Below are 12,851 nucleotides of genomic sequence, written 5' to 3'. Positions count from 1 at the left end.
TCAACGCAGTGAAGTAGTGTCGTTGTGCGCCGTCTTCGCGTGGTGCGCCTTGATCTTGGCGTACATGTCCTCGAGCAGGAATCGTACGTCGACGAAGTCCGCGACGGCCACCGTACGATGTGGAACCGCGCGTGTCGTCATCCTGCCCGGTTCCTCGAAATGGTGCACGATATGGTGCCGCCAGCGGGCCCCACTTGGCCTCAGTACAACCCCAACGGCAGGTGAATCACCCAACGTGTGGACCTCCGTCTCCCACGCTTCCTCGGCGCGATGCAGATCCTTGAGCTGGCGAACGAGGTACTGCCCGATGGGACCGTACGGTGCAACGCGTTCCTCCAGTTCCGCATATCCGACGTTGACCAGTGAGTAGACCGTCCAGGGTATTTGCTGAACTTGGACGCCTGACTGTAGGACGACATTCGCTGCGTGGACATCATTGCTGAGGTTGTACTCGTAACCAAGGCCCATTGCGTTGACGCTGTCATAGGGATCTCCGCCTACCCAAACCACCGTGAGATCGGAGTTGGTTGCAATAGTGGGATCCAAAAGGAGCGCCGTCGCCATGTCGGTCAACGGACCCAGGAAGATTATCGAGAGGCGCCCCGGCTTTCGGCACTCTCGGATGATCAGCTGGGCCCCCTCGGAGTCCGCAGGAGTGTGCTCATCCGCGATCGCTTGGGCTGCACCGTTGGCGATTGTGACCTTGCCGGTCATTCCAAGGAGTTCGACCAGCAAATCCACCTCGGCACGACTATCCAGCATGCTCGTCGTCGACCGTCTGGCCCCGAAATGAGCAGGAATGATGCCGCGGATATCCAAAGACGGTGAAAGTAAGGCATGAACAATCGCGAATTGGTCATCCGCCTCGTTCTTTGCGTCAGTGTTGATGATGATTCGTTGTTTCAATGTATCAAATCCTGAATTAACTGTACGATTTGTTTGGGGCTGCTCTTCGGCTCTTATCAATACGGTTTGGCAGCGGGTGGAACGGGGTGGTTATGCATAACAAATTGCGAATCGGGAATCGTCTCATTTGTCAGCGTCGTAGGTGTTAGCGATATACACGTCACATGACGCGCCGTGAGCGACGCTGCTGGCTACGCTTCCCAGCACCCGCCCGATGCCTCGCATACGTCGATTGCCCACGACTATCAGTCGTGCCTTCGTCCGGGCAGCTTCGCTGATGAGGGTGTCGGCCGGTTTGCCACGAGCTACCAGGTGGGTCACCTCCAAGCCGTTAGTCCGGAGGTTCCCGGCAACGCCCTTGGCTACTTTCTCGGCGTCGCGGGTCGCGGAGATGACGAATTCATCATTGCCGCTCCGGATCACTTCGTGGTGATCGCCGTCAAAAGCTGAAATGACAAGCAATGGGGCATTGAGCGCGACGGCGAGATCGCGCGCGACCTCCGCGGCCTTGTAAGCAGTTTCACTGCCGTCGACGCCGACAACGACGGGATGGGGCATGTCTGATCCTCCTTCTAGGGAAACTTCTGTGGAACGCAGTCACCATCTTCTGGTCGGTGTCCGCAGTGTTCGCTGCAGTGATTTGTGCGATGTTCCGCCTACCTGTGGGCCCTGCAGAGGCCGGAATGAACGCGGTGCCAAAAATGTGGCGGAGGAGGGCCCGGCAGTCGCAGGGCCCTCCGTCCACCTACCGGACCGAGCATTCAGATACTCAGCGGCTAGGGGTGACGACGACCTGGACGCGATCGAGATTCTGTGCCAGGGCGAAATGGGCTGTCGGGTCGCCGTTGCGTTCCGAGGAGACACGCAGTGCGACCAGATACGTACCGGGTTCATCGAATGTGACGGTCGACTGGAACGTCAGGGCATTGCCGACCCGGGTGACCGGCGCATCTGTGAACACTCCGTCACCATCGAGGTCCCACTCTGTCCTGACGATCTTTCCGGCATCGGGTGGCACTTGTGCCTTGGCCTTCAATCTCACTGACTGGCCAACCTGTGTGGTGGTGATCTCCTTACCCTGGGCAGTGAGGTCAACTGTGGGTTGGATTCCCCGTCGAGCCGCTGCGTTGTCCGGAACGAGGACCTGAGCGTCGGAAATTTCGTACTGCGTAGATGCCGGAGGGGCTACGCCGTCCTCGACCCACGCGGCGACGTCCCGGAGTGCTTGTTCGGCCATTCCGTACCAGTTGACGAGATGCTTGGCGCGTTCTCCCGCGACAGGCGCATCCTGGTGGTCCGCGTGGTCGTTGAAGTAGACCCGGTAGGTTCCTGCCGCGGCATCGCCGAGCGTCGCTTCAATGCGCTGGCGGTACCAGTCGGTGTGCCATGGCAGGGCGTCAGTATCATAGAGATTCGCTACAGCGATGACCTTGCCGTTGACTGAGCCGTCAAAGGCCGTGTTGCCGGAGGCGGATCCGGCTGAACCACCCGTGTACGGAGCAATGCTCACCGCGCGTTGCGGGTAGAGCGGTGTTCCGTCCGGATGACGGAATTGGTCGAGCCCGACGAAGCCTTCGTCAGCGGCTGGGAGTAGGTACCGGTAGTAGAAACGATTGGCGATGTTCCAGCGGTGGGCAACGGTATCGCCGACCTCGGCGAGTTCAGCTCGAATACGGTCGCCCAATGGGGAATCTTCGGTACCGAGGTATCCGTCTGCGCTCCAGAAGTCGTCAACATAGGTGGGATCATTTGCGAGCGGTCGGCTTTGATCCAGTTGGTCCGATTGGTACCCGGTACGGCCCAGCAGGAAGTCGGGGTATTCCCAGCCCTTCCAGGGGATGCCAAGCGCGTGCACTTCTCGAAGCACGGTTCTTTCGGCCTCGTCGAGCGTTGCATACGGGTCCCCGCTCCCGCCGGGCAGCAGAGCAGCACGAATTTCATCGGCTTTGTCCTCGAGGATGAGTTGAGCGGCAGCGCGACCAAGGAAGTTATAGCTCGTTGGCTGGGGTATGGCCTGCACCATCGGGACGTACCCCTCCCATACGCCGGTGCTGTTCTCGGCCGCACCGATAGTCTGGAATGAACCCCCACTGGGCCCGTAGAGGTAGCCGTAGATGGGCCGGTTACTGCCGTAGTACTTTGCGGCAACCTGCTCCGCGAACTTCGCCGCCGCGGCGGCATGCCTATACCCCAGGGCGAAGGAAGCGTTTCCAGCTTGTACGGCATATCCGCCGCTGGAGAGAGCGAATCCGATGGCCCGATCATCCGCCTTCGAAGTGTCCTGCCCCGGACCGAAGACGACCGGGTACGTGAATTGGAAGAACCGCCCGTCCCACTGCGCCTTGTCCTGCTGCGCGTGAAGGTAGATGGTGAATTGGATGTTGGTGCCTTCAAAGTGCCCACGAACCCGGTGATGCGGTGTAGGCAGTGTCTCATCGGTCTCGCTGTCGATCACCGGAGTGCGATACGTAGGGTCGAGGCAATCTGCGGTCACCTGCATGGCGCTGTCGATGGTGGCGCACTCAGGTGAAGCTGCCAGTGCCGGCGCCGCAGTGCTGAGCCCGGTTCCCAGCAGCAGGGTTGCTGCGGCGGCGCCGATTCCTTTGCGATGGGTAGGGGTGAAACGCATGGTCATGCTCCTACTTCAGAGGGGTCTCCAGCGCCGAGGTGCAGTTCCGTCCCTCACTGCAACGCCTTAGACAACGTTCTACACTGAACATTGCCGTCGACGTTACCTGCCTCACATCGGCACGGTCAACAGGCTCCGGTCCGGGGTCCTGCATGATCCCGCTGCACCGGCCAATCCGGATCAGGCCCTCGAGGTTCTGCGGGTCCTCCCTGCCGGCCGTTCTATCCCGGAAATAGCGGAAATAAAGGGATCTTGGGGCATTCTCGCCCGACCCGCACCCCCTCCTGAGTAGACGCTCCGACCGATGTCCGTTGATAGTCCAGTCGAGCGACCAGGGGTCATCCGTCTTCATCTGCCAAGACCCCGTGCGGTCTGACGTAGAACGTTGTACGCTGTGGGTGACATAAACTTCCAAGTCCGGCGTCCTTCCGTCCGGCGTGGCGAACTGGTTCGCCTTCCGGTCACGGAGACAGAAAGCTCCTGGATCGGCTAAACGACTTCGCGGATCGAGGACGCCCCCATGAGTACGATGAACCCCTGGATGGACAAGCACCTTCCTGCCGATCAGCGGGCCGAGCTGCTGCTGAGTGAACTGAGCCTCGACGAAAAAATGGCTCAAGTCTCCTGCTACTTCCCCACCGACATCACAGATACTGCGGACTTCGCTGAGCGTTTCCCACGCGGGATTGGCGAGGTGTCGGCCCTGGAAGCGCGATCCGCCCTGACGCTGGACGACGTGGCCGCCTTTCAGCGCCGCATTCAGTTAGAGGCGATGAAAGGATCCGGACACGGCATCCCGGCGATCTTCCACATGGAGGGACTGTGTGGTGCGTACCTGCCGGGCGCGACAAGCTTTCCTTCCGGGCTGGGGAGGGCCGCCGGCTGGAACGTTGACCTTGAGCGCGCTGTCGGCGAGATCGTCGGCAAACAGGAACGGGCTCTGGGCATAACCCACACTCTGGCTCCCGTCCTGGACGTGTCCCGCGACCCACGTATGGGCCGTCACGGTGAGAGCTACGGTGAAGATCCAAGCCTCTCAGCTGCGTTGGGGGTCGCATTCACTCTGGGCCTGCAGGATGAGGATCCCGTCGGCCGCCGGACCGAAGCGGTCGCGAAACACTTCGTCGGTTCACACCACACCGAAGGCGGTATCCACGGCGCCTACCTCAACGTTCCCGACCGCACCCTACTGGAGGTGTACGGCAAGCCCTTCCAGGCAGCCATCACTCTGGGGGGGCTACGCGGAATCATGCCCTCCTACAACTCGGTGGGCGGTGAACCCGCATCTGCGTCCGTCCGGCTGCTGACAACACTGCTGCGGGAGCAGATGGGCTTTGATGGGCTGGTCGTGTCCGACTACGGAGCCGTGGGAAATCTCCACACAACACAGCGCACGGCGCAATCCGCGCCCCACGCCGGTCTTGCAGCGCTCCGCGCCGGGATGGACGTTGAGCTTCACGTGCCCTACGGCTTTGGCCCCGAGTTGCGGGACTGGTTCGCAGAGGGCCGGGCCGACATCGCGTTGCTCGATCGCGCCGTGCACCAGGTGCTGGCCGCCAAGTTCCGCATGGGATTGTTCGAACACCCTTTCGCTCCCGAGCAGACGGACCGGAACCACTACTTCCATGTTCCCGCGGACACGAGAACTTCTGTACAGTCCGCCCGGGAGTCGCTGGTTCTCCTGCGCAACGACGGCGTGCTGCCACTCCGGCCGGACGTGCAGCGAATCGCGGTGATCGGTTGCCATGCGGCGACTGCCCGTTTCTTCTTCGGCGGTTACACCCACTACTCCATGGCGGAAGGCAAGCTTGCCGCCAACTCCTCCATGGCTGGACTCACCACCAGTGGCGACGACCTCAGAACCGTAGCGAACACTGTTCCGGGGACGAGCATCGAAGCTTCCGACAGTCCTGCGTATGAGGAACTGCTGCAGCGCCAGCAGCCAGGTATTCGTAGCCTCCTCGACGAGCTTCGCCATCGGATGCCTGACTCCGAGGTGGATTGGGCGTATGGCTACTCGTTCGCTGGCGATGATGATTCCGGACACGATGAAGCTGTTGCCCTCGCCGCCCACGCCGATGTCGTGCTTCTGACGTTGGGCGGCAAGCACGGCACAGCCTCCATCGCGTCCATGGGTGAGGGTATCGACGCGACAGACATCAATCTGCCGCCCTGCCAGGACGACCTGATCACCAAACTCGCCCAGCTGGGCAAGCCGATAATCGGCCTGCACCTTGATGGCAGGCCGGTATCCAGCGACGCAGCGGATACCCACCTCGCGGCACTCCTAGAAGCATGGAGCCCCGCCGAGGGCGGCGCGGAGGCCATCGTCGATGTCCTGACCGGTGCTTACGGGCCCAGCGGTCGACTTCCGGTCAGCGTCGCTCGGAACGCCGGCCAGGTTCCGATCTATTACAACCATTCCTACGGGTCCGCCTGGCACCAGGGCGGCAGTGTGGGGTTCGCCGACTACGTCGATGCGCCCCACACCCCTCGATACTTTTTCGGGCACGGGTTGACGTATACGACCTTCGACTACGCGGACCTCACAGTATCCAAGCACCAGGTAGAGGCTGATGACACGGTGGAAGTCAGTCTCACGCTCACGAATACCGGAAACCGGTCCGGTACCGAGGTCGTCCAACTGTATGTGGGTGACAGGTTCGCCTCGGTCTCCAGGCCTGTCGTGGAACTCGCAGGGTTCCGACGGGTAACCCTGGAACCGGGACATACGACCAAGGTCAGCTTCCAGCTCGACATCAGCCAGATGGCGTTCCTTGACGCCGCCATGCGGTGGCGGATCGAAGCTGGTGAGGTCGACGTGATGGTTGGCGCCTCCTCCCAGGACCTGCGGCTGACTGACACGCTGTCCATCGTTGCGGACGCGCTGATTGACGGAAAAACCCGGGGCTTCTACGCCCGTTAGACAAGGGAAGGCCGGGCAGGACGCCGGGCAGGAATGACAGAAAGGGAAACAGCATGACCGACACGATCCGCCCCGGCGAAATCATGTACGACGCTGAGGGACAGCAGATCCATATTCACGGCGGTTCCATACTTGCGGTCGATGGCGAGTATTACTGGTATGGCGAAGACAAGGGCCAGTCGACGCCTGCGACCGGTCGGTGGCACAGTGGTGTCCGCGCCTACCGCTCCCCCGACCTGGTGAACTGGACCGATCTCGGATCGATCCTGCCGGCGGAATCCAGCGATCCTGATTCACCTCTGCACCCTCAAACCATGATGGACCGGCCCCATATCGTGCGTCACCCCGCTAGCGGGAAGTTCGTGTGTTGGATGAAGGTGATGCATGCAGATGGCCGGCAGCGTTCCTGGGTGTACCAGGCCGATCGCTTCGAAGGGCCCTACAGCCTCGTCAGGCCTGGTTTTGAGCCTCTTGGTATGAGCGCTGGCGACTTCGACCTGGTCATCGACTCGGAAACAGGCCGTGGTTACTACTATTTCGAACGGGTTCACTCCGAGCTCATCTGCGCCGACCTCACGGACGATTTCACCGATGTCACGGGAACTTATTCGACTCATTTTCCGCACCCGAACCCACCGTTCGTTCGGGAAGCCCCAGCCTACTTTCGGCATGACGGGCGCCATTACCTCATCACCTCCGGTACCAGCTGGTACTTCCCCAATCGTTCCGAGATAGCCGTCGCCGATGACTACCACGGGCCATGGACCGTCCTCGGGGATCCGCACCGAAACGATCCAAGTGGCACATCATTCCACTCCCAGATCTCATCAGTATTCACCCTGGAGGACGGCCGCCATATAGCGCTGGCGGACCGCTGGCTCCCTGACATGGCCGACGACATGATCTACCGTGCCTGGCGAGCCACGGAAGCCCAGTTCACCGGCGGCCGCCCCGACCCCGATATCGACGCGATCGTCCAAGCAGGAGCTCCGGATACATCACGCGCCCGCCACGTCTGGCTCGAGATCCGGTTCGACAACGGCCGACCCTTCATCGACTGGCAGGACGCTTGGCGACCCTAGCAATCCACTGCAGACAGTCCGCGATGCGACCCCGCCCATAAGTCACTCGGTACGGACAGGACGACACAGGATCGTCGAAACTCAGACGACCGGGAATTGTGGGACGCACGGTATGGGTACGGCTGCCAACACGTCATCGCGGCGCCCACGCCCGCGTGTCGGCACAGCCTGCGATCATCAGCACACCCGATCGTCAGGCGGTGCCGTACCGCCTTGATAGTAGGCAGGCGCGGACAGCGACCGCCTGCAGTCAGGGCGAGCGAAGCTGACGAGGTGCGGAACGGAACAATCCCGCGACCAAAGAAGCGGACTGTTACGCTCGCCCGCCATCACCGCACAGAGGTCCGCTCGCTCAGGAGTTCGCAGTGTCTGCTTCGACGTGGGTAGGACGTACCAGCACCGCAAATAGGAATACAGCCGTTATCCCCACGGCGCCCATGACCAGACCAACCGGCTCCGCCGATCGGACCCCGAGCACCCCGACCACGGGAGACAGAATTCCTCCCAGGCCGAAATTGACGGCACCCAGCAAAGCTGCAGCCGTACCGGCACGGGCAGCATGCGGCGCCATCCCGATCATGGACAGACACGGGCCCGAGGCTCCCGCGGCAAGGTGGAAGACCACCGTGCAGATGACAAGCGCCACCAGACCCAGGCCCAACCGGCTCGTACCAGCAACCGATAGGCCTGCTATCGCCAGTGTCGGAAGTGTGACTCCCAGGATCGTTCGCGGCGAGAACCGGCCTGCAACGCGCGCAGTGATCTGTGTCCCCGCAACGAAGGCGATGGCGTTGAAAGCGAAGACGAGGCTGTAACCGTTTGCGTCGAGCCCATACACCTGCTGCAGCAGGAAGGACGAGGACGTCATGTATGCGAAAACTCCTGAAACGATCATGCCCCCGATGAAGGCGACTCCGACAAAAGCCCGATCGGTCAGCACGGTGCTGTATCGCAGCAGGACAGTACGGACATCGCCGGCTCCACGCCGCTCTGTCGACAGGGTCTCGCGGAGCACCAGGATTGCCAAGATGAGGATCGATGCACCATACGCTGCGACGCAAACAAAGATCCCACGCCAGTCCACCCAGCGCAGCAGCTGAGAACCAACGGCGGGAGCGATCACCGGTGCTATTCCTGTTACCAGTGCCAGCCTGGCGAGAGCATGCATAAAGGAGCGGCCGGTATAGAGATCACGCACGATCGCCATGGTCACGACCGCCCCTCCCGCGGCGCCGGCGCCCTGCAAAACGCGTAACACCAGTACCCACCCGATACTCGGTGCTAGAGCTACGCCAATACTTGCGAGAACATGCACTGCCGTAGCAATGAGAAGCGGCCACCGCCGCCCAATGACATCACTCCAGGGGCCCATAGCAAGTTGACCCAGCGCAAGACCGAGGGTTGTGGCGGTGAGAGTCAGCTGGACGGCAACGGTGCTGGCGCTCAGGTCTCTCTGTAACGCCGGGAAGGTCGGGAGGTACAAGTCAACGGTCATTGGACCAAGCGCGACCAGCAAACTGAGAACCAGTAGGTTGAGCCGAGGCGATGAGGCCGCGCCTGCGGAAGAAAGTGCCATGTGGATCCTTGAACAGTTCGATGCGGGCCGCGGTGCTGTCCACGGAGCCCTGAAACTACCCGTAATTTCCGAGAATAGTTCGAACCAACGGGATTTATAGTTCGAACTTTGCCGCCTTTAGCGGGGTGTTGGTCGGAGCCAAAGCATCATCGGGGGTCGTTTTCCGCAATCCAAGCGGTTGTTAGCCGTGTCCGGCACCACTGAGATGAGGCGCGCGGCACGAGGATCAACGCGATGGAGAAGCAAATCAAGAAAGGACAACTCACCATCTCGACACCGGCCAGCTGGCGCTACGGCAGCCCTCGCACCAAAAGCGGCGGAGAGGCCGGTGACTCACGCACGATGCGGAAGTGAGCAACAAAGCAATTCGTGTCCTGATCTTGTCCACACTCAACTCCGCAGGAGGAGGTCAGCCCGCTCACTGCGCGCCAGCCGTTCAGACGGCTGACTGTCATGGAGCCCCAGTGCATTGATGGTCCTCGTTCTCCTGGTCGTTCAGCCGGTCGAGGAGGATCTGATTTCGATTGACCGGAACGGCGATCCAATCGCCGCGCCGGACGACAGGGCGCCGGACTTCCGAGAGTTACAAAACGTGGATAACGTTCTACAAAAGCTTATCCTATGAGCATAATCAAGACAAGCGTAGTCTGCACTTTGTTTTACCTATGCTAGGCGTCAATTGGGGAACACGAGGATTAAGCGGCACATCCTTATGACAATAATGTCCCCCAGAGAATGTTCGCGCTCACCAGATGATTCTGGATATGTTTCCCGTTTTGTAGAGCTACCCCGGATTACCTGCCGCCAAAGGTTCCTCCCGGAGATCATCTCAACTACTTCTCTGCGCGACGCTGGTTTTCAGTGCTCGAGTGCTGCGGGCTCGGCCGCCAATCTTGCAAGCCCGCTCGTAGATCGAGGAATCAGGCGGGGCGCAATGACATATTGGGCCGGGTTGGTGCGACCGTCCAGCCGCGCCAGAAGCAGCTGGGCCGCTTTGGATCCGGTCATCCGGCCGGACTGGTCCACGGTGGTCAAAGCAATGCGATTGACCGTCGAGATGTAGATGTTGTCGTACCCGACGATTGACAAGTCCTCGGGCACACGGAGATCGTGTTGTTCAGCAGCTCGAAGAACCCCTAATGCGGCGATATCCGCTCCGGCGAAAATGGCCGTTGGGCGTTCAGGTCTAGCCAGGGCTTCCATTCCAGCCTGATAGCCGCCCTCTTCGGAATACCACGTTTCAATGGTGTCCGGCTCGAGCTTGTGCTGACGCATTGCCCGTATGTAGCCGTCCCTGCGGGCTGTATGGGACAGGGAGAAAGGCGTGGTGCCAGCGCTGGCCGGCATGCTGGTGTGAAGGATGCGACGGTGGCCAAGGCTCACCAGATGGTCGACGGCTAGCCGGGCGCCCTCATAGTCGTCGTCAACCACGGTGTCGAAACTTGCAGCGGCGCCATGCAGCGCGACCGTCACGGTCGGGATACGTAAACCAAGCTCCTCCAGCCATTCCGACTCCATCCAGGGTGCAATCACAATGACACCGTCGACCTGCCGGTCAAGAAGCGCCTCGATCGAGCGCTTCTGCCGCTCAGGGGAGGACCCGCCCGCAACCAGGATTTCCTGGAATGGAGAGGCTTCAAGTTCCTCACTGATTCCTTGGACGACTTCCGGTTGGAACGGCGAGGAGAGCTCAACGAGCATCACACCGATCGTGTAGGAGCGTCCCCTCATCGCCCGCGCACCCGCATTGGGCCGGTATCCCAGCTTCTCAATCGCGCTCAGCACCTTCACCCTCATCTCAGGGCTGCTGCCGTAGGCACCGCGAAGGATCTTCGACACGGCGGACACCGACACCCCCGCCTCAACGGCGACATCACGCATCGTGACGCGCCGAGGACGTCCTCCTGCCGGTGACGCATAAGGAGTGTCATTGCTTCCAGTAGCTGGGGAGATGCTCACGCTGAAACCATAGCCGCTCGGATAACGTTCCACGAGATGGCACTCAGGATGAGATTTCGCGCACTGGTTGGCCGTCAGGGGTTGACGGGTCTACCGCGCGTCCTTACTCTCTTATGTAGAACGTTGCACAGACTCGTGATCTACGACACGATCGGATGAGTTCGTTCTTCGCTCTGTGAGCCCAAGCCTCCAGAGCCGGCGTCATCTTACGAAGGAGTAATCATGCAACGCACACGCGCCCAAACGGCCCTCATGGTTCCGGTCACTGTCCTGGCTCTGGCACTCTCCGCCTGCGGTGGCTCGTCCGGGACAGGCAGCGAGGACCAGGGAGCAGGCACGCAGAAAGATACCCTCACCCTGGGCCAGACGGCTGACATCGAGGGCTACAACATCACTCTCCAGCCCAGCTACCAAGGGTGGTTTGGCGACGCCGTCTGGGACACCCTGCTGACCTGTGATGAGTTGAACAATCCATCACCGCAGATCGCCGAGAGCTGGGAGATCAGCGATGACTCGACATCGGCAACCCTCAAAATCCGCGAGGGCCAGACCTTCTCGGATGACACGGAGATCGACGCGGCGGACATACAGGCTTCCGGTGAACTGATCGCGACAGTCAACGCTCGTTTCGAGGGAGTCAAATACGACATCGCCGATCCCAACACCATCACCCTGACGTGGCCCGAGCCTCAGGCAGTGATGATCTCGCGCCTGTGCGAACTGGGGGTCACCTCATCCGAGGCCATAGAGGGTGGACACCTCGACGAGACGCCCGTCAGCTCCGGACCCTATGAACTGGACGCCGGCAGCACAACACGAGGGTCCACCTATACCCTGACCAAGCGCGAGGACTACTGGGACTCCGAGACCTACCCGTACCAGAACCTTGTGCTGAAGGTTCTTGAAAGCGAGACCGCAGGCATCAACGCTCTGAAGACCGGACAGATCGACGGCGTACTGGCCTCCGCAGCAACGATCGATGAAGTCAAGGCCTCCGGTCAGGAAGCCATCACACTGAGTGGCGCCACTACCCGCCTTCTCATCACCGACCACAAGGGAGAGTCCATCCCGGCCCTCGGTGACGTGCGTGTCCGCCAGGCAATGAATATGGTCTTCGATCGCGATGCAATAGCGAAGCAGCTCTACCGCGGATACGCCACACCGGCCTACCAGATCTTCCGCGAGGGTACGGACGCATACATCGAAGGTCTGGAGGACCCTTACCCTTACGACGTCGAAAAGGCCAAGCAACTGATGGAAGAAGCGGGCTACGCTGACGGATTCGACCTGCAGATCCCCTCAGTCTCGGGACAAAACCACGACCTGCTGATCCCCTATATCGCCGAAGCCCTTGGCAAGATCAACATCAAGGTCACCGAGACGCCCCTGACAGGGCCAGACGCCATCAGTAACCTCCTCAGCGGAACCTACCCCGTGCCGCTATGGCAGCTGGGCAATTACGGCGACTCCAGGCAGGACATCGTGGACTACATCCTTCCGTCGGGAATCTGGAACGTCCTGCACCAGGAGGACCCCAAGGTCGCCGACCTGTGGAACACGGTGTTGACGGGAACGGAAGAAGAGTCTGCCCAGGCCCAGAAGGACATCAACCAGTACGTGATCGATCAGGCATGGTTCGTTCCAATGGCGTACCCGAACGGCTTCTACGCTTACAACCCTGAAGTCAAGATTCCCCACGTCTCTGACTTCGCGAATCTTCACCCGCTGCTGCGGGACTTCCAGAAATAAGCGGGAAGGTCGAGGCCTAGTCTT

General features: G+C 60.8%; 8 protein-coding genes. 3 read left to right on the top strand and 5 right to left on the bottom strand.

Annotated features, from left to right (window positions below):
- The 3 genes from P5G52_RS03240 to P5G52_RS03230 all read right to left on the bottom strand — a co-directional run bounded on the left by P5G52_RS03240 (position 1) and on the right by P5G52_RS03230 (position 3,535).
- Positions 1-906, bottom strand: a complete 906-nt coding sequence (locus P5G52_RS03240; protein ID WP_301224627.1) for a nucleoside hydrolase — start codon at positions 904-906, stop codon at positions 1-3.
- Between the two features lie 123 nt (positions 907-1,029).
- Positions 1,030-1,464, bottom strand: a complete 435-nt coding sequence (locus P5G52_RS03235) for a universal stress protein (RefSeq protein WP_301224626.1) — start codon at positions 1,462-1,464, stop codon at positions 1,030-1,032.
- A 211-nt stretch (positions 1,465-1,675) separates the two neighbouring features.
- On the bottom strand, positions 1,676-3,535 hold the full coding sequence (locus tag P5G52_RS03230; protein ID WP_301224624.1) for a PKD domain-containing protein: 1,860 nt from the start codon (positions 3,533-3,535) through the stop codon (positions 1,676-1,678).
- A gap of 520 nt (positions 3,536-4,055) precedes the next feature.
- Here P5G52_RS03230 and P5G52_RS03225 point away from each other — a divergent pair.
- Positions 4,056-6,461 (top strand): glycoside hydrolase family 3 N-terminal domain-containing protein, encoded by a 2,406-nt coding sequence (locus P5G52_RS03225; RefSeq protein WP_301224622.1) that lies wholly within the window; start codon positions 4,056-4,058, stop codon positions 6,459-6,461.
- Positions 6,462-6,514: 53 nt separating this feature from the next.
- Complete coding sequence (locus tag P5G52_RS03220) at positions 6,515-7,543, top strand: family 43 glycosylhydrolase (protein ID WP_301224620.1); 1,029 nt, start codon at positions 6,515-6,517, stop codon at positions 7,541-7,543.
- A gap of 352 nt (positions 7,544-7,895) precedes the next feature.
- On the opposite strand, the gene P5G52_RS03215 is transcribed toward P5G52_RS03220, so the two are convergent.
- Positions 7,896-9,119, bottom strand: coding sequence for a Bcr/CflA family efflux MFS transporter (locus P5G52_RS03215; RefSeq protein ID WP_301224618.1), 1,224 nt, complete (start codon positions 9,117-9,119; stop codon positions 7,896-7,898).
- An 858-nt stretch (positions 9,120-9,977) separates the two neighbouring features.
- A complete protein-coding gene (locus P5G52_RS03210; protein WP_301224616.1) occupies positions 9,978-11,078 on the bottom strand; it encodes a LacI family DNA-binding transcriptional regulator in 1,101 nt (366 codons plus the stop codon).
- A 222-nt stretch (positions 11,079-11,300) separates the two neighbouring features.
- On the opposite strand from P5G52_RS03210, the gene P5G52_RS03205 reads away from it, so the two are divergent.
- Positions 11,301-12,827, top strand: coding sequence for an ABC transporter substrate-binding protein (locus tag P5G52_RS03205; RefSeq protein ID WP_301224614.1), 1,527 nt, complete (start codon positions 11,301-11,303; stop codon positions 12,825-12,827).
- The last annotated feature ends 24 nt before the right edge of the window (positions 12,828-12,851 follow it).

The organism is Arthrobacter burdickii (genome assembly GCF_030433645.1).
Lineage (GTDB): Bacteria > Actinomycetota > Actinomycetes > Actinomycetales > Micrococcaceae > Arthrobacter_D > Arthrobacter_D burdickii.
This window is presented reverse-complemented; position numbering and strand designations above follow the sequence as displayed.